The sequence below is a fragment of the uncultured Thiothrix sp. genome (assembly GCF_937876535.1).
GTDB lineage: Bacteria > Pseudomonadota > Gammaproteobacteria > Thiotrichales > Thiotrichaceae > Thiolinea.
On record NZ_CALFHZ010000009.1, the window covers coordinates 1 to 26156 of the forward strand.

The 26156-nt window shown below is 44.2% G+C and carries 27 protein-coding genes; 16 read left to right on the plus strand and 11 right to left on the minus strand.

Features of this window, described 5'->3' with window-relative positions:
• The coding region (locus Q0230_RS05515; protein ID WP_298608839.1) for a molybdopterin cofactor-binding domain-containing protein at window positions 1–563 on the plus strand (563 nt) is incomplete at its 5' end.
• Complete coding sequence (locus Q0230_RS05520) at window positions 564–1286, plus strand: MipA/OmpV family protein (protein WP_298608840.1); 723 nt, start codon at window positions 564–566, stop codon at window positions 1284–1286. It abuts the gene before it with no gap.
• Window positions 1287–1532: 246 nt separating this feature from the next.
• Here the strand turns inward: Q0230_RS05520 and Q0230_RS05525 are convergent, their stop codons facing one another.
• From Q0230_RS05525 to Q0230_RS05535, 3 genes are all read right to left on the minus strand, one after another.
• Window positions 1533–3095: a dynamin family protein gene (locus Q0230_RS05525; protein WP_298608841.1), complete on the minus strand. Its 1563-nt coding sequence runs from the start codon at window positions 3093–3095 to the stop codon at window positions 1533–1535.
• Window positions 3067–4206 carry a GTPase gene (locus tag Q0230_RS05530; protein WP_298608842.1) on the minus strand — a complete coding sequence of 380 codons (1140 nt, stop codon included), beginning with the start codon at window positions 4204–4206 and terminating at the stop codon, window positions 3067–3069. Before Q0230_RS05530 ends, Q0230_RS05525 begins: the two co-directional genes overlap by 29 nt.
• Before the next feature lie 106 nt (window positions 4207–4312).
• Window positions 4313–5416, minus strand: a complete 1104-nt coding sequence (locus tag Q0230_RS05535; protein ID WP_298608843.1) for an agmatine/peptidylarginine deiminase — start codon at window positions 5414–5416, stop codon at window positions 4313–4315.
• Between the two features lie 187 nt (window positions 5417–5603).
• Here Q0230_RS05535 and xdhC point away from each other — a divergent pair, with 187 nt between their 5' ends.
• From xdhC to Q0230_RS05560, 5 genes are read left to right on the plus strand one after another with little or no spacing between them, the layout of a single operon-like run.
• Entirely contained in the window at window positions 5604–6632 is a 1029-nt protein-coding gene (gene xdhC / locus Q0230_RS05540; RefSeq protein ID WP_298608844.1) for a xanthine dehydrogenase accessory protein XdhC, read from the plus strand.
• Window positions 6622–8160, plus strand: a complete 1539-nt coding sequence (locus Q0230_RS05545; protein ID WP_298608845.1) for an ABC transporter ATP-binding protein — start codon at window positions 6622–6624, stop codon at window positions 8158–8160. The genes xdhC and Q0230_RS05545 overlap by 11 nt, the downstream gene beginning before the upstream one ends.
• Window positions 8160–9239, plus strand: coding sequence for an ABC transporter permease (locus tag Q0230_RS05550; RefSeq protein WP_298608846.1), 1080 nt, complete (start codon window positions 8160–8162; stop codon window positions 9237–9239). The genes Q0230_RS05545 and Q0230_RS05550 overlap by 1 nt, the downstream gene beginning before the upstream one ends.
• A gap of 1 nt (window position 9240) precedes the next feature.
• Window positions 9241–10170, plus strand: a complete 930-nt coding sequence (locus Q0230_RS05555) for an ABC transporter permease (RefSeq protein ID WP_298608847.1) — start codon at window positions 9241–9243, stop codon at window positions 10168–10170.
• 31 nt (window positions 10171–10201) lie between these two features.
• Window positions 10202–11299: a BMP family ABC transporter substrate-binding protein gene (locus tag Q0230_RS05560; RefSeq protein WP_298608848.1), complete on the plus strand. Its 1098-nt coding sequence runs from the start codon at window positions 10202–10204 to the stop codon at window positions 11297–11299.
• A gap of 113 nt (window positions 11300–11412) precedes the next feature.
• Here the strand turns inward: Q0230_RS05560 and Q0230_RS05565 are convergent, their stop codons facing one another.
• Together Q0230_RS05565 and argB are read right to left on the minus strand one after the other, a co-directional pair.
• Window positions 11413–12162 carry a hypothetical protein gene (locus Q0230_RS05565; protein ID WP_298608849.1) on the minus strand — a complete coding sequence of 250 codons (750 nt, stop codon included), beginning with the start codon at window positions 12160–12162 and terminating at the stop codon, window positions 11413–11415.
• Window positions 12163–12223: 61 nt separating this feature from the next.
• A complete protein-coding gene (gene argB, locus Q0230_RS05570) occupies window positions 12224–13105 on the minus strand; it encodes an acetylglutamate kinase (RefSeq protein ID WP_298608851.1) in 882 nt (293 codons plus the stop codon).
• A gap of 122 nt (window positions 13106–13227) precedes the next feature.
• Here argB and Q0230_RS05575 point away from each other — a divergent pair, with 122 nt between their 5' ends.
• On the plus strand, window positions 13228–14397 hold the full coding sequence (locus Q0230_RS05575) for a UbiH/UbiF/VisC/COQ6 family ubiquinone biosynthesis hydroxylase (protein ID WP_298608853.1): 1170 nt from the start codon (window positions 13228–13230) through the stop codon (window positions 14395–14397).
• Here Q0230_RS05575 and Q0230_RS05580 read toward each other — a convergent pair.
• Window positions 14360–14914: a hypothetical protein gene (locus tag Q0230_RS05580; RefSeq protein ID WP_298608854.1), complete on the minus strand. Its 555-nt coding sequence runs from the start codon at window positions 14912–14914 to the stop codon at window positions 14360–14362. The genes Q0230_RS05575 and Q0230_RS05580 overlap by 38 nt on opposite strands.
• Before the next feature lie 293 nt (window positions 14915–15207).
• On the opposite strand from Q0230_RS05580, the gene Q0230_RS05585 reads away from it, so the two are divergent.
• Window positions 15208–15534: a hypothetical protein gene (locus tag Q0230_RS05585; protein WP_298608855.1), complete on the plus strand. Its 327-nt coding sequence runs from the start codon at window positions 15208–15210 to the stop codon at window positions 15532–15534.
• A gap of 19 nt (window positions 15535–15553) precedes the next feature.
• Window positions 15554–16384 (plus strand): shikimate dehydrogenase, encoded by an 831-nt coding sequence (gene aroE / locus Q0230_RS05590; protein WP_298608856.1) that lies wholly within the window; start codon window positions 15554–15556, stop codon window positions 16382–16384.
• Here aroE and Q0230_RS05595 read toward each other — a convergent pair.
• Window positions 16377–16967 carry a nucleoside triphosphate pyrophosphatase gene (locus Q0230_RS05595; protein WP_298608857.1) on the minus strand — a complete coding sequence of 197 codons (591 nt, stop codon included), beginning with the start codon at window positions 16965–16967 and terminating at the stop codon, window positions 16377–16379. The genes aroE and Q0230_RS05595 overlap by 8 nt on opposite strands.
• A gap of 130 nt (window positions 16968–17097) precedes the next feature.
• Between Q0230_RS05595 and Q0230_RS05600 the strand changes: the two genes are divergently transcribed.
• The 4 genes from Q0230_RS05600 to Q0230_RS05615 all read left to right on the plus strand — a co-directional run bounded on the left by Q0230_RS05600 (window position 17098) and on the right by Q0230_RS05615 (window position 19910).
• Window positions 17098–17625 (plus strand): YceD family protein, encoded by a 528-nt coding sequence (locus tag Q0230_RS05600; protein ID WP_298608858.1) that lies wholly within the window; start codon window positions 17098–17100, stop codon window positions 17623–17625.
• Between the two features lie 7 nt (window positions 17626–17632).
• Window positions 17633–17839, plus strand: coding sequence for a 50S ribosomal protein L32 (gene rpmF, locus Q0230_RS05605; RefSeq protein WP_298608859.1), 207 nt, complete (start codon window positions 17633–17635; stop codon window positions 17837–17839).
• 83 nt (window positions 17840–17922) lie between these two features.
• Window positions 17923–18948 carry a phosphate acyltransferase PlsX gene (gene plsX / locus Q0230_RS05610; RefSeq protein WP_298608860.1) on the plus strand — a complete coding sequence of 342 codons (1026 nt, stop codon included), beginning with the start codon at window positions 17923–17925 and terminating at the stop codon, window positions 18946–18948.
• A complete protein-coding gene (locus tag Q0230_RS05615; protein ID WP_298608861.1) occupies window positions 18945–19910 on the plus strand; it encodes a beta-ketoacyl-ACP synthase III in 966 nt (321 codons plus the stop codon). Before plsX ends, Q0230_RS05615 begins: the two co-directional genes overlap by 4 nt.
• A 147-nt stretch (window positions 19911–20057) precedes the next feature.
• Here Q0230_RS05615 and Q0230_RS05620 read toward each other — a convergent pair whose 3' ends face one another.
• Window positions 20058–22316, minus strand: coding sequence for a DEAD/DEAH box helicase (locus Q0230_RS05620; protein WP_298608862.1), 2259 nt, complete (start codon window positions 22314–22316; stop codon window positions 20058–20060).
• Between the two features lie 407 nt (window positions 22317–22723).
• On the opposite strand from Q0230_RS05620, the gene Q0230_RS05625 reads away from it, so the two are divergent.
• Both Q0230_RS05625 and Q0230_RS05630 read left to right on the plus strand, forming a co-directional pair.
• Window positions 22724–23218: a CYTH domain-containing protein gene (locus tag Q0230_RS05625; protein ID WP_298608863.1), complete on the plus strand. Its 495-nt coding sequence runs from the start codon at window positions 22724–22726 to the stop codon at window positions 23216–23218.
• Complete coding sequence (locus tag Q0230_RS05630; protein ID WP_298608864.1) at window positions 23208–23879, plus strand: HAD family phosphatase; 672 nt, start codon at window positions 23208–23210, stop codon at window positions 23877–23879. Before Q0230_RS05625 ends, Q0230_RS05630 begins: the two co-directional genes overlap by 11 nt.
• A gap of 1 nt (window position 23880) precedes the next feature.
• Here the strand turns inward: Q0230_RS05630 and Q0230_RS05635 are convergent, their stop codons facing one another.
• Genes Q0230_RS05635 through Q0230_RS05645 form a run of 3 tightly spaced genes read right to left on the minus strand, consistent with a single transcriptional unit; the run spans window position 23881 to window position 25967 of the window.
• Window positions 23881–24738 carry a 23S rRNA (adenine(2030)-N(6))-methyltransferase RlmJ gene (locus tag Q0230_RS05635; RefSeq protein ID WP_298608865.1) on the minus strand — a complete coding sequence of 286 codons (858 nt, stop codon included), beginning with the start codon at window positions 24736–24738 and terminating at the stop codon, window positions 23881–23883.
• A gap of 21 nt (window positions 24739–24759) precedes the next feature.
• Window positions 24760–25326, minus strand: a complete 567-nt coding sequence (locus Q0230_RS05640; RefSeq protein WP_298608867.1) for a thermonuclease family protein — start codon at window positions 25324–25326, stop codon at window positions 24760–24762.
• On the minus strand, window positions 25326–25967 hold the full coding sequence (locus Q0230_RS05645) for an arylesterase (RefSeq protein ID WP_298608869.1): 642 nt from the start codon (window positions 25965–25967) through the stop codon (window positions 25326–25328). Before Q0230_RS05645 ends, Q0230_RS05640 begins: the two co-directional genes overlap by 1 nt.
• Window positions 25968–26156: the final 189 nt, after the last annotated feature.

Genomic DNA, 26156 nt, shown 5'->3' on the forward strand with positions numbered 1-26156 from the left:
CGCTGTCAGCCACCGGCTTTTATAAAACCCCGAAAATTCATTATGACCCGCAAACCATGAGTGGGCGGCCGTTCTATTATTTTGCTTATGGCGCGGCAGTGTCAGAAGTTGAAATCGATACTTTGACTGGCGAATATCGCGTGCAGCAAGTCGATATTTTGCATGATGTGGGTGAGTCTTTAAATCCTGCCCTTGATATTGGGCAGATTGAAGGCGGTTTTGTACAAGGGATGGGCTGGCTAACCACCGAAGAGTTATGGTGGGATCAGACTGGACGCTTACGCACGCATGCACCTTCTACTTATAAAATCCCTGTCGCGGGCGATCTACCAGAACGTTTCAAGGTGTGTTTGGTAGATAAAAAACCCAATCGAGAAGCGACGATTTATCACTCCAAAGCAGTGGGCGAGCCACCGTTAATGCTAGCCATGTCGGTGTTTTTTGCGCTCAAAGATGCGGTTGAAAGTGTTGGGAATTATCAATACAGCAGTGGTTTAAATGCACCCGCTACTCCAGAGTCGGTCTTAATGGCAATTGAGTTTTTAAGGAAAAAGGTTAAATAAATGAATAAATTTGCTCTACTCAGTATAGCTTTCCTTCCCTGTTTAGCGAATGCAGAAGCAACTTTAGCACACTGGGATCTTGGTTTAGCCGTGACTGCGCGGCAATCGCCGTTTGTGGGAGGGGATACACAATTAAGTGCTAAACCTGTGTTTGCAGATCAATCTGGTTTTAATATTCCTGGCCCTAGCTTATCTTTATTGAATTCACCAAATGCACGTTACTATATTGGAGTGGGTTTAGATGATTGGGATCACGAGCGTGGGAATAGTACGCAATTAAAAGATATGCATGAATTAGATCGAGCGATTAATTTGCGCGTCGGGGGTGCTTGGAAAGTTATGAATGGGGTAACCTTATTCGATATTGCTCAGGATATGACTGCACATAAAGGCACACAATTAAAAGCGCGCTATACGTTTAATCCCGAACCTTATCAAGCCATTTTCCGTCCGTATGGAGAGGTGCAATGGCTGTCTGATAAAGTCACTGATTATTACGTAGGTGTGAATGCGGATGAAGCCAAAGCGGGTCGGCCTGCTTATCAAGCTGATGCTGCTTTTGCTTTTAAAGCAGGGGTAGAAGTCGAACAACCTTTAAGTCCAAAACTGACTTTGGTAGGTGATGTTGCGGTAACTGCGTATGATTCACAGATTAGTGATAGCCCGATTATTGAGCGCAGTAGTGTTTGGGGTGGGGCTTTGGGGTTGAGATATAGTTGGTAGTCTCTAAATGCTAGTGCATTTAAAATCATAACGTTATTTAGATGCACTAACATTGCCTGGTATTAAGATCAGCTCTGGGTATCAGGTTTTAATCTTAAATAAAGGTGAGTTTACTATTTCCGTGCTAGCAGTTAATTTCAACTAGATCTCCTTTTTATTCAAAAAATTGACAAAATAAATTAAGTTTTATTTTTTATTATTTTTCATATGTTGAGTTAAATGCCTTTGGCAAAAAGTGATTTAAAGTTATTTGTTATTAGCCGTATTGGATATTGAATTAAATAAGGATTTTCCCAACCGATAAGCCCGCTGAAACTGTTCCTGCACCGAAAAGCTATCACTAGCTTCCAGCCTGCGTCGATTAAGCTGCACTTGCATACCTTGTTCGTAATAGTGATCAAGGAGTTTTTCTAGTTCATTCAGATTGTAAGTGGGCTTATCTTCACTGACGGATAGCGGAATCATCGACTGGAAATTGAGGAGTTTTTGGTTGTAATCCAAAGCATCACGAATATTTCGGGCTTTTTGGTTGTGCGGATTTTGCAAATCATAAGGAGGTTGCCATTCATTTTGTGGAGCAAGGCGATCCACTTGATTCAGTACCCCTAATAGAATGGGTTGGCGGCGTGCGCGTTGCTTGGGATCATTCAGCCAAGTTTGCCATTGCTCTTTAAATTTAGTATCCAAGGCACGAGCAGGTTGATTGGCTTTGAGCACCCACAGCACCACATCGCTTTGCATCATTTGCTCCAGCAAATACGCATCATTGTCAGCTTGACCATCTAAGCCGGGTAGATCTACCAAATGCATAGCATCCACCTCATTCTCTAATTTGGCTTGATAAACCGTTGCAGTGCGAGTAGACGGCAGTTGATTGACTTCCGCGACCATTGAACCAATCAAGGCATTGATAATGGATGATTTACCCGCGCTGACCTGCCCAATTAAGCAGACCCGTAAGGGTTCAAGGGGTACAGCTAAGCGCGCTTGATCGGCTTTTAAAGTTTCACTAGCGCTTAATTCTTCATTACTGACCTTAAAGCGTCCACTGTAGAGATCAATCACTACACTGGAAACTTCTTGCAGCAAGGCTTGTTTAAGCTTGGCTTGAATTTCATCTTTTAAGTCAGTGAAGACATGATCTAAGAGTTGCCCACGTGCCTCAGCAATTAACCCAGCGGGTGTAAACGCTCGAATGATGCGATAAATATTCCAGACATTTTGAATCGCTTCCTGTTTGTCACGATGGTCGTAAACCATCCGCACCATCGATAAGTTCAGCTTTTCCACTAAAGGTACGTGTTGCATGATTAAGACCCGATAACGCCGACTGACTTCTTCGGTCATGCGCAAGGCTTCGGGAAGCGTAAAAGCTAACTCACGCCGTGAACGCGTAGGGTGATATTGTGCAGCCGCCATTGAGGCTAGTTCCAAACTATAAGGTCGCATCATGGACCAATCGGCATTGGCGGCAAGCTTTTCTTCAAGGCTTTTATTTAAGAGTGCCCAAACTTGCAGATCAAATGCTGTCCAGTCTTTCGAAGCTTTGACCCAAGTTTCTTCACTCAAATGCTTCGTATCAATCCCTTTTTTTACTTGGCGACGCAGAAAAAAGAGAGGTACTGCAGCTACAAAAGTCAAAACAGTAATGAGTAGCACTAAAGCGAGCAGATAGCCTTCGCGATAAATCGAGATGATTCCAAAGCCCAGCACCACCAGCAGAGGAATCCCAACCACCAGGGCGAGAAAAGGTGCAATGCGTTCAGAGAGACGCAGGAAACTACTTAGGCTGGTTTGAGTTTGGCGCATCTTGATTGTCTTTATCGTTCTTTAATTTAGGCAATAAAGCGCGCATGGCGTCTTCATATAAAGTCTGTAACTCGATTTGATCGACTGCTTCGCCTTGAGTTTGATGATAGAGGTATTTGCTCGCCGCGCGGCCTAAAGCATAGGTAGTGGCAAAACTTATACTTGCAGCTGTTGCCGTTCCAATGGTCTGCCCATACACTGGAATCAATTTGGCCAATTGGCGCAAACCCAAACGGGTCGCGTATTTGATTCCAAAACTAGCCCCCAACGCTGTAGCAAACTCGCTCAGTAGTTTTTTATCCCATTCCACCCCATATTGATTTGCAAGGCTATGGAGCATTTTGCCTTGAATACTTGGAACGGCGACTAAACCGACGGCTGGCAGGACGTCACTTGCCGCCGCAGCTCCGGCATACCAGAGCACTTCTTTTTTCAAATGGATGAAGTTTTTTTCTTCTTGATTCGTATGCAATTGCTCATCATTGAATTGTGCCAGAATTGGCAGCAAGTCTGCTAAAGCTTGTTTTAATTCAGAAACACCGGATTGAGCCGGATCGTCTGCAATGAAATCCACCGCCACTTGATCCAGTGTTTGCGCTAAGACTTTTTCAACTTGAGCTTGATTATGGGCAATAGCCTGTTGGCGTTGAATCAAGTCAGATACTTGCAAAATACCAGTGTGCACGACCAAGTAATTTTTAATTTTTCCAGAAGCGCGGATTTGTTTTAAGGCTTTGACGACATCGCTTTGTTCAGGGTCATCCGCTTTCAGTACAATCAACAAAGCATGGCTACGATCTTCACAGGCTGCTATATCTTCACGCGCATCATAATCAGCTTCCGACAGACCACGGGTATCGAGAAAGCGTAGCAGAGGCTTATCTTGTGGATAGTCATAGACATTGGCAGTTTTAGTGCAGGGTTGAAAGCCATTGCCAATATCGATTTTACTATCGCCAGTCAGCGCCTGAATGAGGGAGGATTTGCCAGCACCAGTTTTGCCCAGCAACCACAAGATCGGTAAGGACTGTGCTTGCTGAGCAAATACCGGTTCTAACTCTGGATTTTTGCTCGGATTCGCCCAAGCGGTGACGCGTTCAGACCAATTCATACCCTAGCCTAGCCTTGTTATTCATATACTAACTAATCTAGGGGATAAATCAGATAAAGCAAGTTGTCTGGATGAAGTCTGTTGCTATTTAAAGCTCACTTTATTCTTAAACAATTTTCGGCTCTTGCTGGGTGGCACAGTGAATACTGCCGCCGCCTGCTACAATTCCATCGACATTAATCTGTTCAATTTTCCGATTCGGAAAAGCTTTTTGCACTGCCAGTTTGGCCGCTTTATCCGCAGCCGCATCGCCAAAATTCTGCATAATCACTGCACCATTACACACATAAAAACCAATATAACCAGCGGCAAATTCATTATTTAAGAAAGTATCACGAATATCGATAGGTGCTTGTAGTTTAATCACTTGCAGCTTTTTGCCAGTCGCATCGGTGGCGCTTTTTAAAATTTCTAAATGCTTTAAAGTCACTTCATGATCAAATGAGTCCGGATCAGAATCATAACCGGCTAATACCACACCGGGGCGGGCAAAGCGTGCATAAAAATCGGTATGACCATCCGTAATATCTTTACCTTTAATTCCGGGCAGCCAAATAATTTTGCTTAAACCTAATAGCGGCATCAGTAAATCTTCAAATTGTGCTTTAGAAACACCCGGATTACGGTTTTTATTTAACACACAGCTTTCGGTGATAATCGCTGTACCCTGTCCATCGACTTCAAGACAACCACCCTCTAACACTAAACTGGTATTGAGCACCGGCACATTAGCTTGGCCTGCAACTAGGTCGGCGACATTTTTATCTAAGTTATGTACCTGTTTTTTCCCCCAGCCATTGAAGTTAAGTTTTACAGCGGCTTTTTTGCCTTGATCATCGAGGACAAAACTAGGGCCGGTATCGCGTATCCATAAATCATTGAGTGGTGCTACTACTAAGTTAATTTTGGGGTCAAGCATACTGGCAGCTAGTGAATATTCTTTGTCACGCACTAACATGCTTACGGGTTCGTACTTCACGATGGTATTAGCAAGTAGGGCGAGGCTACGGCGGGTTTCGGGTAGTAGCTCTTTACCCCAAATCGCAGCACTCGCACCAAAGGCCATCCAGGTGCGGGTATGTGCTTCACTTTCATCAGGCATGCGCCAACGACTGGGTGCAACGATAGCTTGAGTAGAAGAGGATAAACCTAGGAGCGCACTAGCGGATAAACCCAAACTAGTCGTTAAGAGCTGGCGGCGCGTGATCATGCTAAGAATTCCTAGAAATTTTATAAGTTTGCTGTGGTATTGATTGGTCAGTATACGCCAGAGTATTAACTAAGCAAGCGAGTGGGTGTGCCTATGCTGAGTATCCAATTTAGAAATCAATTGAATACAAGGCTTAGCTGTAATAATCTGCTGGCAACCCATCCGCTGTATAAGTGCACTCGATACGATGCCAACCCTCACTCGTTCCACCCTTGGTTTACCTGATTGGCTGCGTGGTCTGCAAGTGGCTATCGATGACCAACAGCCTTGTGTACTGATTACCTTAGTGAAAACCCTTGGTTCTGTACCACGCGAGAGGGGTGCGCGTATGTTGATTACTGCCCAAGCTTGTTGCGGCACGATTGGTGGTGGTCGTTTAGAATGGCAAGCGAGTAAACGTGCTCGGCAGTTACTCACGCAGCCTCAAGCTATTAGCAGCATCGAAGTATTTACTCTCGGCCCACATTTAGATCAATGCTGCGGTGGTGTCGCTAGTATTCATTATGAATATTTTCCGCTGGCTGACATAGCTTGGTTTGAGACTTTGATAGCGCGTTGGCAGCGGGGTTTAAGTACAAGCTTACGCGCCTATCCTCAATTGTGGCCACATACAGGACGAGGCCGAGACTTAGTTGACACTCACTCGGATCACGACATTCAATTGCTTGAACCTGAGGCGGGAAAGTTTTATTTAATTGAAAGCTTTACTCCATCACCCGCTCACTTAGTTATCTTTGGTGCAGGGCATGTGGCGCAAGCGTTAGTACCCATCTTATTGCCTTTAGATTGGCATATCCACTGGGTGGATAATCGGGCTGAATTATTCCCTAGTTTGTCAGTTGGGCAAGCTAGCCTTAGCTATTCGGTGATAGACCCTGCCCTATTCGCGGCTGAACAAGTCCCTGCCGATAGTTTTTGTTTAATCATGACCCATGAGCACAGTCTTGATTTAGAACTCTGTGCTGCGTTATTAGTGCGCTCAGATTTAGCTTATGTGGGTTTAATCGGTTCAGCGACTAAAGCGGCGCGTTTTCGTAAACATTTGCTTGATCAGGGGTTGAGTACCGAGCAAGTTGCTAAATTAGTTTGCCCGATTGGTATTAGTGGCATTCAAGCTAAACAGCCAGCCGCTATTGCTATTAGTGTCGCGGCACAATTATTGCAGTTGCGGGAAGAGAGCCAAGCTGCTTCAGGAGATCAGATACATGAGCCTTAATGCTGTTCCACCGCGTTTAGAGCTACGGGGTATTACTAAGCGTTATCCTTCGGTGGTAGCCAATCAAGCTATTGATTTAGTCGTGCAGCCCGGTGAGATTCATGCACTCTTGGGGGAAAATGGTGCAGGTAAAAGCACCCTAATGAAGATTGTATATGGGGTGGTTAAACCTGACACCGGCAGCATTTTTTGGAATGGACAAGCTGTACAAATTCGTAGCCCTGCTCAAGCCCGTGCATTAGGAATTGGCATGGTGTTTCAGCATTTTTCCCTATTTGACACCTTAACGGTTGCCCAAAATATCGCTTTAGCGCTGGATCAAAAGCAGGATATGCAAGCACTCTCTGCACGGATTACTGAAGTATCGAATCGTTATGGTTTACCGCTAGAGCCAGATCGTTTAGTCCATTTATTATCAGTGGGTGAACGTCAGCGTGTGGAGATTGTGCGGTGTTTATTGCAAGAGCCGCAGCTGTTGATTATGGATGAACCAACCTCAGTCCTTACACCGCAAGCAGTCCGTAAATTATTTGAAACTTTGCGCCGCTTGGCTGCGGAGGGTTGCAGTATTCTCTATATCAGCCACAAATTAGATGAGATTCGCGAACTCTGTCATACCGCTACCGTGTTACGTGGGGGCAAGGTGACGGGTACAGCGAATCCACAACTAGAAAGCTCCAAAAGCCTAGCAGAATTAATGATTGGTAAAGAATTGCCTGCTTATCAGCGTGCCAGCACCCGTGCTGTGGGCGAGCCGCGTTTAGTGATTAATGAGCTCAGCCGAGCAACCACTGACCCCTTTGGTACATCTTTAGAGCAGGTTCAACTGAGTGTGCATGCTGGTGAAATTGTGGGGATTGCAGGTGTTTCTGGCAATGGCCAGCAAGAGCTGTTGTATGCTTTAAGTGGCGAACAACCGGGGCAGCGTGCAGAGGTTTTAATCAAGGGTCAGGAAGCTGGGCAACTGGATGCAGCGGGACGACGAAGTTTAGGTTTGCGTTTTGTCCCCGAGGAGCGTTTGGGGCGTGGTGCAGTACCAGAAATGTCTTTAGAGTTGAATGCTTTGTTGACAGGTTATTCAAGTAGTTTGGCGCAGAAAGGTTGGATTCAATACGCTAAAATTCGGGAGTTTTCTAAAGCCTGTATTGAGCGTTTTAATGTGAAAGCGGCTGGCTCGCAAGCAGCTGCCAAAAGCTTATCAGGCGGTAATGTACAGAAGTATATTGTTGGCCGTGAATTAATGCTCAACCCTGAAGTCCTCGTTATCGCTCAACCTACTTGGGGGGTGGATGTAGGCGCTGCTAGTTTTATCCGCCAGACTTTATTAGATTTAAGTCAGTCAGGGGTTGCTGTACTGGTGATTTCTGAGGAGCTAGACGAGCTATTTGAAATTTGTGACCGGATTGCAGTGATGGCGGGTGGGCAATTATCGGCAGCTAAACCAGTGGTTGAAACCAGTATCGAAGAAATTGGCTTACTCATGGGTGGTACACACGCTAATCATGCTAGTCAACAGAGGGCTGCCTAATGCTGCGCTTAGAACCACGCCCCGCCCCTTCACGTTTAATGGTTTATCTCTCACCACTACTGGCAATGGCTTTAATGCTCGTTGTGGGGATGGTTGTCTTCACCATTTTAGGCCAGCCTCCGCTCAAAGCTTTTCATGCTTTCTTTATTGAGCCAATCAATGATTGGTATGGCTTTGGCGAACTTCTAATTAAGTCGTCGCCTTTGGCTTTAATTGCTTTGGGCTTAGCGGTCGGTTTTCGTGCAAATATTTGGAATATTGGTGCGGAAGGTCAACTAATAATGGGGGCGATTGCAGCGGGTGGAGTAGCTTTATGGCTGTATGAAACGACTAGTGCTTGGATTTTATTGCCCTTAATGTTTATAGCAGGTGCTTTAGGTGGCATGTTCTGGGCAAGCATTCCGGCTTTCTTGCGCACCCGTTTTAACACCAGTGAAATTCTGGTCAGTTTAATGTTGGTGTATGTGGCAAATTTGGTTTTGAGCTGGTTGATTCATGGCCCTTGGCGTGATCCGGATGGTTATGGCTTCCCCCAATCTAAATTATTTGAAAGCTCAGCCATTTTGCCAATTATGCTCGAGGGTACTCGCGTCCACGCAGGGATCTTTATTACGGTTTTAGCACTCCTTGCTGCAGGTATTTTCTTTCGTTGGAGTTTAATTGCCTTTCAAATGCGTGTTGCGGGTCTAGCACCAAAAGCAGCTTTATATGCGGGCTTTAAACAGAAAAAAATGGTCTGGTTAGGCTTACTTGCTGGTGGTGCAGCCGCTGGCTTAGCAGGTACTGCTGAAGTGGCAGGCCCCATCGGGCAGTTATTAATTCCAATCTCCCCCGGTTATGGCTTTGCAGCGATTATTGTTGCCTTCGTGGGGCGTTTGCATCCGGTGGGTATTGTGCTGGCGAGTTTGCTTATGGCTTTATTGTATTTAGGCGGTGAGTCGGCGCAAATGCAATTGGCCTTGCCTGCAGCGGTCAGCGGTGTTTTCCAAGGCATGCTGTTGTTTTTCTTATTAGCCACGGATGTGTTAATTCAATTCAAACTGCGCTGGGTACCCAAAGCTTCAGCAGGAGCTGTTTAATATGGATATGAATACTTTGGTGTTAATCCTAGCAGCTACTGTGGCCGCTGCCATACCTTTAATTTTCGCGGCCTTAGGCGAATTAGTCGTGGAAAAGTCCGGTGTCCTAAATCTAGGCGTTGAAGGCATGATGGTAGTCGGGGCTGTGTTTGCCTTTATGACAGCTGCAGAAACTGGGCAGTTGTGGCTGGCGGTTATAGTTGGCGCGTTAGCTGGTGCAGGGATGGCTTTGATGTTTGGCTTTATTACTTTAAGCTTGATGGCTAATCAAGTAGCGACTGGCTTAGCCTTAACTATTTTTGGTATCGGCTTAAGTGCCTTTATTGGACAAGGCTATACCAGTGTGGCTTTGGATGGTTTGAAGGAAATCAGTATTCCAGTTTTAAGTAGTTTGCCTATCGTGGGGAAATTACTATTTTCTTATAATATTTTGGTTTATTTGGCTGTTGTTGCTTTTGTTGGCATTTGGTGGTTTTTATATAAAAGCCGCGCTGGGTTGATCTTACGTGCTGTCGGTGAGTCGCCTTCGTCTGCTCATGCTTTAGGGTATCGGGTGATTCGGGTTCGCTATTTAGCGGTACTTTTTGGGGGAGCGATGGCAGGTGTTGGTGGTGCGTATTTGTCGATTGCTTATACCCCACTCTGGGCAGAAGGGATGACAGCTGGACGTGGTTGGATTGCCTTAGCGCTTGTTGTGTTTGCGACTTGGCGACCTGGGCGGGTATTGATTGGGGCTTTATTATTTGGGGGTGTCACGATTGCCCAATTCCATGTGCAAGGATTGGGTGTAGAAATTCCTTCGCAGTTTTTATCCATGTTGCCATATCTGGCGACGATTATTGTGTTAGTGCTGATTTCACGTGATGCGGGGGTAATTCGCTTAAATGCGCCCGCTTCCTTGGGTCAACCTTGGCATAATGAACTTCACTAAGACTTTGTGAGACTTTGGGAGCTTAAAATAGATGACTAAATATTCCTTAGCACTACGCTTTAAAACCTTGATGAGCAGCTTGCTATTAGCTAGTAGTATGGCGGTGGCTGGCAGTGCTTCTGCTGATGAGCCTTTAAAGATTGGCTTTGCGCATGTCAGTCCCATTGGTGATGCAGGTTGGACTTATCAGCACGATCTAGGCCGTAAAGCGATTGAAGAAAAGTTTGGCGATAAAATTCAGGTCAAATATATCGAAAGTGTTCCTGAAGGTGCGGAAGCGGAGCGGGTGATACGTGATCTGGCCTCAAGTGGTAATAAGCTGATTTTCGGTACGTCCTTCGGTTTTATGAACCCAATGGTTAAAGTAGCCAAAGCTTTCCCAGAGACTTATTTCGAGCATGCGACCGGCTATAAAACAGAAGCTAATCTGGGTAACTATAATGCGCGCTTTTATGAGGGGCGCTATTTGTCGGGTATCATTGCAGGGTCGATGACTAAATCGAATACCTTGGGTTATGTGGCTGCTTTCCCGATTCCTGAAGTGGTCATGGGCATTAATGCGTATATTCGTGGTGCACAAAGTGTTAATCCGAAAGCAGAAGTCAAAGTAGTCTGGGTTAATGCTTGGTTTGACCCAGGTCGCGAGCGTGAAGCCACTGTCGCTTTAATTGATCAAGGTGCAGATATTATTACTCATCACACTGATTCCACCGCCGTCGTTTCTGCTGCGGAAGAGAAGGGTAAATACTCGATTGGTTACAACTCTGATATGTCTAAATATGGCCCTAAATATCAATTAACCGCTGTGACTCATCATTGGGAGCAGTTCTATATTGATCAAGTGCAACAAGTTTTAGATAAAACTTGGAAACCAACTTCAATTTGGGGTGGGGTGAAAGAAGGCATGATTGGTTTATCCCCCCTAAATCCAGCCGTACCTAAAGAGGTAGCGGATAAAGTTGAACAGGCTAAAGCGGATATGATCGCTGGTAAATTACATCCATTTGCAGGCCCAGTCGTTGATCAAGATGGCAAAGAGCGGGTGGCTGCAGGTAGCAATATCAGTGACGAAGATTTATCCAAAATGGATTACTACGTAAAGGGTATTCAAGGTAAATTACCTAAGTAAATTCGGCTGCGTATTCTGAGTGGGTTATCCTGCTCAGAATACAGCAATTTATGCGCACAGTAGTTGGTTCTTGTGCAGAAGTGACTCAAGTTATTTGAGTCACTTTTAAAACCTTAAGCCCAACGATACCAAGCCTCAATCCCTAAGGCTCTGCCCCAAATATCAATGAGTTCACGATCTAAAGTCTCATCAAAAATCTGATTCATACACGCATCCAACAGTAAAGTCGCTGCTGCTTCCATCCCCACAGTTTGATAGGGTGCAAAAATATCAGGCATTTCAAAGAGGTTTGCGACCATTAAAGCTTGGGCTGCATTCATCACTTGATTAGCACGCAGCAAAGTACGCGGGAACATATCCGGCGTCATTTGTAAGCAGCCAATATGTTCCACCACTTGATTAATTAAAGACTGGCGTTGAGTGGCGTGTAATTCTGCATACTCCCGATGCAGAGCAATATCAATCAGCATCCCCACCGGCATGGAGCGTAATTGGGTTAATACGCCACCAATCACATGCTCGCTAAAATTTTCCCGCTGACTAATCGGAATTTGCGGATGCATATCCAACAATTCTTTTTTTACAGGAGCTAAAGCCGCTGGCTCAGGTTTGAGGTTGGCACGCTCGGTTTCTGGCATTTGAAATTGATGCAAGACAAAGGCAGCTTGCCAAGCAATCAAATAATTATTTTCATCGCTGGGTAAGCGCAGCACAATTTCATGTTGCTCACGGCCTTCGCGTCCAGCGATTTTGACGCTGGAAGAAATAGGTAAATTATAGTCGTAAACAATATCGAAGCCTGCACCGCTCAGCGTAGTGGCTTTATCCAGCAGGGTTTGAGTACTTTTGGGGTAAGCAGTCATGATTAATCCAGTGGTGCTGCCCACTATCTGAAATAGCAAGCAGCAAGCTTAGCGAATAAGATTAACGGGTAATAATTGTGCCCATGCCTTGATCAGTGAGCAACTCTAATAAAAGTGCATGTTCAACCCGACCATCAATAATACAGGCATTATTCGCCCCACCGCGAATCGCATCAATCGCACAGTTGAGCTTCGGCAGCATCCCGCCGTGAATCGTACCGTCATCCATTAAACGACGAATATCTTCTTGGGATAGGGAAGTGAGCAATTTTCCTTGTTTATCCAAGACACCAGGGATATTGGTAAGGAGTAATAAGCGCTCTGCCCCTAAGACTTCAGCAATTTTACCTGCAACTAAATCCGCATTGATATTGTAAGTCGTTCCATCTAAGCCAACCCCAATCGGTGCGACCACTGGAATAAAACGATCTTCATCCAATAAGCGCAAGAAGCGTGAGTTGATCTTAGTCACCTCACCTACATGGCCTAAATCCACCTCTTCCAGTTCGCCTTGAGCATTTTTGGTCTTCATTGCCATTTTTTCAGCAATAATGGTATGCCCATCTTTGCCGGTTAGGCCAACTGCGCGTCCACCGGCTTGGTTAATCATGTTCACGATCTGCTTATTGACTAAGCCGCCAAGCACCATTTCCACTACATCCATCGTTTCAGCATCGGTAACACGCATGCCTTCGATGAACTTACTTTCCTTGCCCAAGCGATTCAGCATCTCACCAATTTGCGGGCCGCCACCGTGCACTACTACTGGATTAATGCCGATTTGCTTTAGCAGTACAATATCACGCGCAAAGCCGAGCTGAAGCTTTTCCTCAGTCATCGCATTACCACCGTATTTCACCACAATGGTTTTACCCGCATAGCGTTGAATATAAGGCAAAGCCTCGACGAGAATATTAGCTGTATCGTGAGCATCGTGTGCCATAGCGAAACTGTCCTAGGTCAAGCTGAAAATGGCCGCAAGTATAACCAGTTTGCAAGCCTTGGAAAATTAATCTTCATGTCTAATCCTGCTATATTGTGCGCAAGACCTAGAAAGGATTAGACATGGATTACGAAATTATTATCGCCGGTGGTGGCATGGTGGGTGCTGCTTTGGCTTGTTTACTTGGTCAAGCAGGCAAGCAGGTGGCGGTGTTAGAAGCAGCAGTTCCACCCGCATTTTCAGTCGATGATCCTTTCGATAATCGTGTGTCTGCTTTGAGCCGAGCTTCCCAGCGCTTACTGGAGCAAGCAGGTGCTTGGGACAGTGTCGTAAAAATGCGTGCTGCCTCTTATGAGAATATGCAGGTTTGGGATGCAACTGGTTCTGGAGTAATTCGCTTTGAAGCAGCCGAGATAGGTGAGCCTGATTTAGGACATATTGTTGAGAATCGAGTTTTACAATTAGCTTTATTAGACACTTTAAAATCCTATCCTAGCGTTGAACTACTATGTCCAGCTCGTTTAAGTAGCTTTGAACTAACTCAACAGCAGATTCAAGTCACGCTAACGAATGGTCGCCAGTTAAGCTCACAGCTCTTAGTGGGCGCGGATGGCGCTCAGTCGGTGGTGCGTAGTTTGGCAGAGCTGCCTTATGAGGTTTTAGATTATGCGCAAAAGGCGGTGGTCTGTACCGCTTATACCTCATTGCCTCATCTGGAAACCGCGTGGCAGCGCTTCCTGCCCAAAGGGCCAGTGGCTTTTTTGCCTTTACCTCATTCCCAAGGCTGCTCTATTGTTTGGACTTTACCGTCTGATCAAGCTGATGCTGCTTTGCTCTGGGATGAAGAGCGTTTTCAACGTGAATTGGGCCAAGCTTTAGATTTTCGCCTAGGTGAGATTATTAAGATTGGTGAGCGTGCAGCTTTTCCTTTACGGGGTTTGCATGCACAACACTATGTCTGCGAGCGAATTGCCTTACTTGGTGATGCAGCGCATACCATTCATCCCTTAGCTGGGCAGGGTGTCAATTTAGGTTTTAAGGATGCACAAGCTTTAGCCAAACTGATTTTAGCTAATGCACATACGGATCATGGTGCGTTGAAGTTATTACGTCGTTATGAGCGCGCACGGCGGGGTGATAATCTTTTGACGCAAAAGGCGATGGAGGGTTTTAGTCTAATGTTTGGCAATACCCTAGCGCCTTGGCAGGTGCTGAGGAATAGAGGGCTGAATACGGTTGATCAATTCCCGCTACTTAAATATCAGCTGGCAAAACGGGCGATGGGTTTATAGCCAGTGGTGGGATTGGTGTAGATAACATAGGCTTTAAATTTAGCTTGGCTTGCTGCTGTTCTTGAATCAAGACACTGAGATTTTGCACAAATTCTTGAACTTTTTTGCGCTTGGGGCGGTTTTGCCAGATGTATAAAAAATTCTCACGTGTATGGAGGTGCCTAAAAATTACCAAATCTGTAGTATATAAAAAGAAGCGATAGCCGAGTACGAGAGTGGTAGCTGTTAAAATTCCAGCCAAAATATACAGGGCTAACATGCTCTTCATGGCTGCCCAATAAAATACGAAGCCTGCTAAAGTACCGACGAATAAACTATGAAATAACCACTTTAAAGAAAAGGAGGAGGAATAAGTAGGCGAGGGATCAAGGACGCTAAGTGGGATCTGTGTTTCATGAAAACGCCCAAGTGAGCGTTCCCTGACTAGTAAAGACTCAGGTGCTTTAATTACAAATTCACGGCTGCCAAATAATAGGTGTCGTTGTTTGAGTGTGCTGTAATTCGTTGGCGCTTGCATTGCTATGAATTTACTCTGCTAAAATGGCAATCTTTACCTAAAGTATAAAGTGATTAAAAACAAGTCCACAGGCTTTTCCGATGGCCTGTGTTCCTAAGGTGGTTACTGGAGATATAAAAAAATCGCTTAAATATTCAGCATTTTGGCTATCATTAAAGGTAACTTGGTTAGAGAGTAGTCTTAAACCCCAGCAGAAAGGACTCTGTTTAAGCATAAGACTAGGAAGACAATAAGAATAAACAGCGCTGTTGACCTGTCATGGAGTGTAAGTTATGAGAGGCGAAAAAAAGGGCATGTATTGTAGAGCGTTACTGGTAGGTGTGGTGTTTACTTGGCACTTATCTGTAGTGGCGGCTGACCCGGCCGTTTTAGAAGAAGATGGTATAGTGAAGTTAGTAGCAACTTTGCAAAATAATCCGGCTTTCACGAATGTGTTATGGAAGGTTTATCGAATGGATGATATGCGGAATCCAGTCGAAACCATAGCACGTCACACGGCTACCTTAAATTTACGCCCAGGCGCTTACAAAGCGGTGGCAGTGTTAAACAATAAGGAACGCAGCCGTGCTTTTCAGTTAAAATCCAAAACTAATACCGAAGTTGTATTATCGATGGACTAACTGTTTAGAAGGAATGTGTATGTCTGTGCAAGTTGACCGTTATGCGGTCATTGGGAATCCCATTGCTCATAGTAAATCTCCACTCATTCATCGTTTGTTTGCTGAGCAAACCCAGCAGAACTTGGATTATCAGGCTGTATTCGTGCCGCTAGGTGAGTTTGAGACGAAGGTGGATGAGTTATTTGCACAGGGTCTACGTGGGTGTAATGTCACGATTCCTTTTAAGCAAAATGCTTGGGCATTTGCGCATGAGCTTAGTTCTTATGCGCAAATTGCAGGTGCTTTAAATACTTTAATGTTGCGAGCTGATCAAAGTATTTATGGCCACAATACGGATGGCTTAGGGATGATGCGCGATCTATTAGTGAATAAACAGGTCGCTCTACAAGGCAAAAGAGTGCTAGTTTTAGGGGCAGGTGGAGCAGTACGCGGTATCATTCAACCTTTATTAGAAGCTCAACCGGCTTTAGTTCAATTAGCAAATCGTACCGCTGCGACTGCTAGTGATTTAGCCAATGAGTTCAAACCTTATGGTGAAATCATGGGGGGGGGATTTGACGCGATCAATGCTTCGTTTGATATTATTATTAATGGCACTGCGGCAAGCCTGCAAGGTGAATTGCCTGAGTTACCAGCAAATTGCTTGGGTGAAGGTGGCATAGGCTATGACATGATGTATGGCAGCGAACCTACCCCCTTTATGCGTTGGGCCTATGAGCAGCGCGCGGTGCAAGTCTTTGATGGCCTAGGTATGCTGATTGAGCAAGCCGCCGAAGCGTTTGAGTTGTGGCGTGGTATTCGCCCTGATACTCAGCCTGTATTTGCTGCTTTAGTTCAACAGTTTAAATAGCACTAGGAATGAGATAGCCGTGCTCACGCAGCATGGTACATAAACGAATCAAGGGTAAGCCAATTAAAGCCGTTGGGTCATCGCCTTGCATGCGTTTAAATAAGCTAATGCCTAACCCTTCTGACTTAAAACTACCGGCACAATTATAAGGCTGTTCGCGGCGCAGATAATTTTCTATCTCGAAAGCTTCAAGCGCTCGAAATTCGACTTGAAAGGAAATCACATCAAGTTGAGAGGTTTGTGTTTGAGTATCAAATACACATAGACCGGTTAGAAACTCGACAGTTCTTCCTGAAGAGGCTGCTAACTGCTCAATCGCTTTTTCGTGGGTATGGGGTTTACCTAAAATCTGTTCACCTAAGACGGCACATTGATCGGAACCAATAATTAAAGCATCTGGATATTGACGAGCAATGGCGGCCGCTTTTTGTTGAGCCAAGCGCGCTACCATTTGATAAGCTGATTCGTTTGGTAGGCGAGTTTCATCAATGTGGGGTGCAGCAGTGATAAACGGTAGCTGTAAACGCTCTAATAATTCGCGTCGATAAATAGAGGTAGAAGCTAGGACTAGAGTTTTAGACATGGTTGACTCAAGATAGCAAAGAAACGCGCCAGCATCTTACGCAAACCAGAAAAAATCAAGCAGGTTTTGCCGCAATAATTTGTGATTTTTCTTTACACTCCTACCCCTAGATTCATATAATCGCGCGCTTATGTCGAACAGGTTACCCATTGAAGTTAATCCTTTCCGTCTGATTGAGCAGCGCCGAAGTTTATTGGGCGTTTTGCCATTGCAGCAATTACCACGTGTACGTGAATTAGCCGCAGAATCAACGGACAGTGAATTTGCGGTGGAAATGATTTTTACTCATTCTGCAAGCGGCTTGCCGTTGATTACAGGGTCAGTAAAAGGCGAGCTAATGTTAAGCTGCCAACGTTGTTTAGAACCTGTATGGGTGAAAGTTGATACACAAATCAATGTGGTATTAACCACCTCCCAAGTAGATCGTGAACCTGAAGAAGAGGGTTACGAGCTGTATATTGTCGACGACGAGCGTATCTTCGTGCGGGATTTTATAGAAGATGAAATTCTTTTAGCCTTGCCCGTAGTGCCTCGGCATGAGCATTGTCAACCGGTAAAGCCATTATTTGAAGGCTCGCCAGCTGACTTGGAAGATTCGGCTGCAGAAGAAAAAGCAAATCCTTTTGCTGCTTTAAAAGACTGGAAGAAATCGGAGTAAAATTGCTATGGCAGTCCAACAAACTCGTAAATCACGTGCTAAACGTGACATGCGTCGTGCACATGATGCACTGACCGCTCGTACTACTTCAGTAGACCAAACTTCAGGTGAAACTCATTTGCGTCATCATATGACTGCGGGTGGTTTTTATCGCGGCCGTCAAATCATTAAAGCTGCTGTTGAAGTAGAAGACGAAGAGCAAGATCAAGCGTGATGATTAAGGCTTGGCCTGATCAGAATGTTTTTGAATAAAAATCGCGGGCTTTGACCCGCGATTTTTTTGTAGGAGAGAATAGCATGGGTACCTTGTACCGCATTGCTTTAGACGCGATGGGCGGCGATCACGGGCTAAGTGTGGTTGTTCCGGCTGCCAAAAAAGCACTAGAAAATCATGCAGATATTGCTCTGATCTTGGTTGGGGATGAGCAACAAATCCGCGCTAATTTAGGCTCACACACCCTCACTGAAGGGGAACGTTTACAAATTAAGCATGCCTCCCAAGTAGTGACCATGGAGGATTCGCCTGCTTTAGCTTTAAAAAGCAAAAAAGACTCGTCAATGCGAGTGGCAATTAATCTGGTAAAAGAAGAGCAAGCGGATGCGGTGGTGAGTGCTGGCAATACCGGAGCCTTAATGGCAACTGCGCGGTTTGTCTTGAAAATGCTCCCAGGGATTGATCGTCCAGCTATTTGTACGGTGATGCCTTCTTTAAATGGGCATACCCATATGCTTGATTTAGGGGCAAATGTTGATTCTTCTGCTGAGCATCTCTATCAATTCGCGTTGATGGGGTCGGAACTGAGTAAGGCCATTGATGAAATTCCTAACCCAAGAGTCGGATTGCTAAATATCGGCCAAGAGTCTATTAAAGGCAATGAGCAGGTTAAGGCAGCTAACGCTTTATTGGAAGACTCATCCTTAAACTATATTGGTTATGTCGAAGGGGATGATATTTATCTAGGTGAAGTCGATGTGATTGTCTGTGATGGATTTGTAGGCAATGTAGCACTAAAAACTAGTGAGGGTTTGGCTAAACTAATCTCCTCTAAGCTCAAAGGCAGTTTTACACGAAATCTCTTAAGTAAATTGGCTGGATTAATTTCTATGCCTGTCTTGAATAATTTTCGACAAGAAATTGACCCACGACGTTATAATGGGGCGAGTTTATTAGGCTTGCAGGGTATTGCTGTCAAAAGTCATGGCGGAGCAGACAGTCTAGCGTTTGCGAATGCCATCAGCATTGCTCGCACAGAAATTATTAAGCAAGTTCCGCAGCGGATTAATAAGCAAATCGCGGCTTTGCTAGAAGGACAAACAGTATGAGTTATGCACGCATTATTGGTACCGGCAGTTATTTACCGCCGCGGATAGTCACTAACCGTGAGTTGGAATCAACTGTTGATACTAATGATGAGTGGATTGTTGAGCGTACTGGCATTCGTCAACGCCATGTGGCTGATACCGAGACTGCCTGTGATTTAGCCGAAGTAGCTGCCCGTCGTGCTTTAGAAATGGCGGGTAAGCGCCCTGAAGATATTGATCTTATTGTCATGGGCACTTCAACGCCTGATCTAGTATTTCCAAGTACTGCTTGCCTGTTGCAGGGTCGTCTAGGAATTTCTACAGGGGCGGCTTTTGATGTGAATGCAGCTTGCTCTGGCTTTATTTATGCCCTAGGTGTAGCCCATAACTTTATGAAGGCCGGGACTAGCAAATGTGCTTTAGTCGTCGGTAGCGAAGTAATGACTCGCATCCTTGACTGGAATGACCGCACTACCTGTGTCCTATTTGGTGATGGAGCGGGTGCTGTTGTACTAGAAGCTTCTGATGAAGCTGGTATTCTTTCCACCCATTTGCATTCTGATGGGAAGTATGAGCATTTGCTCAATGTGTCTGCAGGTATTTCACGGAATCATCAATTACTCCGCGAAACGGGCGCATTCTTGCAAATGAAGGGCAATGAAGTCTTCAAAATGGCCGTCAATACTTTAGGCCGGATTGTGGATGAGACACTCGAAGCTAACCAACTAACCAAAGCCGATGTCGATTGGTTAGTTCCACATCAAGCCAATATTCGCATAATTCAAGCGACCGCTAAGAAATTAAGTATGCCAATGGATCGAGTAGTAGTGACAGTAGGTGAGCATGGCAATACCTCGTCAGCGTCTATTCCTTTAGCGTTAGATGCGGCAATTCGCGATGGGCGTATCCAGCGTGGTGATATGCTATTGCTGGAGGCTTTTGGTGGTGGCTTTACGTGGGGTTCGGCGCTAGTCCGTTATTAACTGCTAATGATTTTTCTATAAAGAAGGCTGGAGCTTAATTCCGGCCTTTTTTATTTAAGGCTTAAGTGCTTTGTGACTAATCAGGTTGTTAGTTGTAGTTTGATTTTATCCACCTTGGATTACATCTAGTGTTTTAAATGATCTGTTTTAATTATGATCAGCAGAAGTATCAACTTCATTATAAGCGATTGTTTTATCTTTCTTATACTTGAAGCAAAACCCCCCTTTATTGGCACTAGTCAGTGCTTCATTCACTTCATCGTAAAAAGGATAACAGTTTTCATGTTCCACGCCACTCATTACGACCCAACCACGTGAACGGGTTACAGCTACTAAAAGTTGATTTCTCATAAGAAGATCATGTTCTTGTTCGGCAACCAAATCCATACCAACAACATATACAATATCGGCTTCATTACCTTTTGCGCGCACAACTCTTGATATAGTCACTCCGCCAGCATACCAAAAAGCATCTGGATCATTATCAGGATATTTAGGATTGGGTTGATTCAATCGAGTTCCGCTTGCTACAAAAATATCAATGCCTGAGGAGATTAAAAAAGAGGCAATATATTCTTCAAGTTTTATGGCTTCATAACCGTTACCTAAAACAACTACTAAAATGCCCAATTCTGACGGAATATTTTCGACTTTTAAATTATGCTGTATATTTTCAGCTAAATGCAGGAGCTCTTCTTGACGAGATGGGTAATGCTTAAATTGAATACATTTCTGGCTGTACAGTCGGTGAGTCGGGTTGGGTGAGTTCTCGTTGGGACGCGTTAGAACAATATCTTGATCTTTTGTTTTAAAGTCCCCAGCAATCACTTTGTAACCAATAGCATCCCAATCTTCTTGATCTGTTATCCCACAAAGCATCCCTTCTTTGCGCATTAGCCCCATGCCCAAACCTTGTGCAAGCATTAAAATGGGCTTGGGCGTGCGAAAACAGCGTTTCATGATATGACTTTTTAAAATACCACCTTTATAGCTACGCTGTAGTAGAGTGCTATCACCAAAAAATTCTTTAGCCTCCGGTATTTTCAAGGTATCAAGACTTTGTGCCTCATCGTATGCCCAAATTAAGCGTCGCATTTTTGTATCGTCAGGGTCAGAATTCTTTAATGATTGGTAGATTAACCAATAAATAGGTTGTTTTCCCTCGTACATTAATTGTTGATTGTCAACGACTAAATCTTGTCCTTCATCAATCAAAACGGCATCAAATAAAGGTGTAAGTATTTTGCCGCTTTTTAGCAACTGACCACAAATATCAGCGAGTCCCTCACTGGGCTTTTTATAATTAGTTTCATTGACTGTTAATGGACGAATATTATTCTTTTCACAAATGTATCGGTATATTCCATCTCTATTCTTTGCTCCCCAGGCATGAAAAACCTTTAACTTTGAACGAGCTTTATCATTATAGCCTGTATCACCATTAGTAAAATGTCGCAACCACTTATCAAGGGAACTTTGCATGTGCTCATATAAGGATCTAGTAAAAAATACCAGTGCAATATCCCAGTCAGGATGCTTTAAATGCATATGAGCTGCCTTTTGACATAACAAGAGTGTTTTACCTGAGCCTGCGATACCACGTATCCTTTGTACCCCTGGTGGTATTTCCATTGCTATACTTAATTGCTGTAAATCAAGAGAGTACATACTTTTGCGTATGTGATTAATAATGTTAAGGCGTTCAAGCTCTAACTCACCAGCTTCAGGCTGAGGTTCAATTTTAGGTTTTCGCATGACTTGCGACCCACCTATGACTGATAATAACAGCGCCCACTGATAGTCACTGAGATTACTAGCAGCTTGCACAGGAGGGGTATTCTCAAAATTTCTAAGTAGAGTTACTGCTCCCAATTGATTAGCAAATAATATAGGTGGACAGGCTAAACTCTGATCGAAATTTTTAGCCTTCCATTCAGATTCAGAGATATTTGGTAAGGCAACCAAAGCTCGCCCCCTTATTTGACGACGTAGCTTTTGCTCTCTATCACTTCTTCCTAACACTGCAAACAAATAATCCTCTGCTTGCGCATAAGGACTACCGCTTTTTTTATAAAAATTATTATAAGTCCAACTATGACCATCAATAGCTTGAATTTGATCTATGCTGATACTTTTTACTTCAATTACAATGACACCTAGTTCTCTATCAATCAACAGAATATCAGGCTCTTTGCGTTTCTCACCAAGATTAGAAAAAATTGGGTAACGCCAAAAGGCAAGACACTGTCTGCCACTAAAGGCATTTTTACAGGCCTGCCAAACTCTTTGTTCACCTGCTAATCCCTCTTTAGCAATATTTTCTGTCTCAATGAAGGTGGATAGGAAATCTTTATTAGTTTCCTTAGCTACATCAGTAACTGTTGTTTTTGTAATTATAGCTGTCATAGTTTATGTCTTTTTTCTGGTAATATGCTTGCTTGATGTCTTAAGTTAATATGTAAATTTCATTTAAAATAGATTTTACTAAAATTTTAATTAAATTTTTTAAAACTATAATGATTTTTTAATTGAAGGAGATTTATTTTTATTTGAATAATTTTTTAATTAAGAATAGATGATTTTTTCTTACAATACACCTGTAAACGATAAAGTGACTTTCCAGTCTTACCCAAGAGCGGCATAAGAATAGGTGTGTATTGATACGTAAGGGATAACTAAGATTACTAGTGTTTAGTAGCTATAAACCTAGGTAAGTTATAGTAGTTAATTAAATTTTGAACATGGCCAATGAGTTTAGGACAATATTGACAGTCATCTGCTAGACTGCTGTTTTATTTGTATGAGTGCTGCTAATGGCTCTAGAAATCGAGCATAAATTCCTTCTGATTTCCAACGAGTGGCGCAATTTAGTTAGTCGTTCGGAAGTATTTCGCCAAGGCTATTTGAGCAATAATCCAGCCGCTTCGGTGCGGGTGCGCATTGCGGATGAACAAGCTACTTTAAATATTAAAGGCATGACGATTGGTACGCATCGCCCTGAATATGAATACAGCATTCCCCTACAAGATGCGGCAGAACTATTAGACCTACTCTGTGCACGGCCAATTATTGAGAAGACTCGTCACTTTGTGGAGTATGCTGGCAAGACTTGGGAGATTGATGAATTTGCAGGTGAAAATACAGGTCTGCTTGTCGCTGAGGTTGAGCTAGCGGAAATCGGTGAGCATTTTCAACGACCTACTTGGGCGGGTATCGATGTGTCAGGGATTGAGCGTTATTATAATGTCAGCCTGCTCAAGTATCCTTATCAGCAATGGACAGCAGCCGAGAAGGCCTATGGTGCTTAAAGCAATTCTCTTTGATCACGACGGTACTTTAGTTGATTCCGAAGCTGTCCATTATCAAATGTGGCTGGAGGTACTAAAGCCTTATGGGGTAAGTATTTCGTCTGAGCAATATATGCAGATTTATTCAGGCATGCCGACGATTGATAACGCACGGGATCTGGTGGAGCGTTTTCAATTAAACGCTGCTGTGGATGATTTGGTCACTAAGAAGTTAGAAGTAGCGCATGCTTATCTAGAAGATAATGCCTTTCCCTTAATGGCGGGTGCGCAGAATATTCTCAATTATTTTCAGCGGCAACCAACAATTCAGCAAGCCATTGTAACGGGTGCGGGGGCGCGTATTGTGAATGCGACAGTGCGCTCGCACCAGTTAGCGGCTTATTTTGCGACGATTGTTTCTTATGATGATGTTGAGCAGAGCAAACCAGCACCTGATTGTTATTTATTGGCTCTTAAGCGCTTGGGATTGAAAGCAGAAGAATGCATTGCTATTGAGGATACAGAGCATGGCGTTGCGGCTGCTGTGGGAGCGGGCATTACTTGCCTTGCGATTCCGAATGCACAATCACAAGGCCATGATTTCTCTAAAGCTACGGCAGTTTTACCCAATTTAGCGGCAGCTCAGGCTTGGATTCAGCAGCATTATCACTTAGTGGGTTAGTTTAGGTTGCTTCAATCAGCCACTCTACTCGCCATTGTGCTTTGCTATCTAATTGTAAAGTTTGCCTAAGGCGCGGCAATAAAGTTTGTAGTTGTTGCGCTAATTGCCAAGGCGGATTAATCATCGCTAAACCTGAGCCATGCATGCCTAAATCGGGATGTTGAGTTTCAACACTCAGCTCAGCGACTAATAAGCTACTAAAGCTGCTTTTCTCTTTTAAATCATGCAATAAGCGTAGGCTACGATCACGCGCTTTAGCCAGCATTGGATACCAAATCAAATAGCAGCCTGTTGGCCAGCGTGTATACGCTTTTTTTACCGCTTGCACCACTTGCTGATACTCTTCTTGGCGCTCATAGGCAGGGTCAATCAGGGCTAAACCGCGCCGTGGAGTGGGTGGGGTAAGGGCGGTTAAACCTTCTAGACCATCGCGATGATGGATGTGTACGCGATTATCTTTAGCTAAATTCCCACGTAATACCTCAATTTCTTGCGGATGCAATTCCATCAAAAGTAGTTGGTCTTGGGGACGTAAGAGCTGCCGTGCAACCTCAGGAGAGCCAGGATAAAATTGTTGTCCCGCTTGCTCGGTATTCAAGTGTTGGAGAATTTGAAAATAAGCACTTAATTCAGGCCATTTCGTTGGCTCATGCCAGAGACGCTGAATACCACTATTCGACTCGCGCGTTTTGCGTGCCCAGTCACTATCCAAATCATAAATCCCAGCGCCTGCATGCGTATCTAGATAAATAAAAGGTTTGTCTTTTTGTTTAAAACTTTCCAGCACTAAACTTAAAGTTGCATGTTTTAAGACATCGGCATGATTGCCGGCATGAAAGGCGTGGCGGTAACTAAGCACAAGTATTTCTCACTGCTGGGGTTAATTGCGCTGTTGTTTGCGGAAGTCCCAAGGCGCAACTGGCTTTGCATCTTGCCACAAACCACGCTCAGCAGCACGTGCTTGTTCTTCGGCTTTAGCATACGCCTTCTGATCACGTACACTCTGCTCCTTTGCATAAGCAGTATAATGCCAACCACAACCCGCTTTGATTTGCTCTAAAGCCAGATCTTTACCCTTAACGATAACTTTTGCCACGATACGTCCATAACGATCTTTTTTGAAAGCCTCCACTTCGGCAGGCTGATTATCGGTCAGGTGCATCAGAGATTCTTTGCAGGCTTGCCCAAAGGGCTGCTTTTTCTCTGGCGCATCAATGCCTTGAAGGCGAATTTTATAAGTATTTTTATCAGGACCAAGGACTGTGAGCGTGTCGCCATCAGCAATATGTACGACTTGGGTTTCAGCGAGTAAAGTATTTGTCTCAGAAATACTGATACCTTTAGGTAACTGTTTATAAGAGCCAGTTTGGGGGCCGAGAGTATCTAAACAACCTACAACTAGACTAGCGATGCTGCATAACAACACGGCTTGCACATAAAGCTTCATTATTTCTTAAGCACATCCACTAAAACAGGTTCTAAAATTGGCCACAGATGCTCAAGAATCTTTGGCTGGGCTTCAGCCGTGGGGTGTAAACCATCGGCTTGCATTAAATTAAAATCAGTCGCGACCCCTTCTAATAAAAAAGGAACAAAAGGCAGCTTATATTGCTCTGCTAAATCCTTGTAGATCTTATCAAATTGCTCGGTATAGCTTGCTCCATAGTTGGGTGGTAGGCGAATCCCAAGCAGAATAACCTTGACCGATTCTGCAGTCGCAAGCTTAATCATTTGCTCAAGGTTTGCCTGTATTTCTTTGACAGATTTACCTTGTAAACCATCATTCGCACCTAGTTCAATAATGACATAATGCGGCTTGATCGCACTCAAAGAAGGCAGTAAGCGATTTAAGCCGCCACTGGTGGTTTCACCACTAATACTGGCATTAGCGACATGAAAGTTTTCACCTAATTTTTCTTGTAAAAGATTCACCCAGCCTTTTTCCACTGGAATCCCATAAGCAGCACTTAAGCTATCACCAAAGACTAAAATCGTGGTTTTGGTGGGCGGCATAATCGCTGAGGCCGGTTGAAAACTAAACAGTATAAAACTTAAAAACAGGGTAGTAACTAATTTCCAAAGGTTCATAAGATTCTTGAACTAGTTGAGATAGGCATAGCCTACCTGAAGCGCTAGCTAAAGGCATTAAGCCGCTACTGAAGGTAAGGAAGTAGTAATCTTTTAGTTAGAAAGTAGCATTTTACGCTACTGTTTGGCGTGCAACTTGCCACTTATCCTATAGCACTCAGCTAGCTTGAGGTGCTTGCATATACTGAC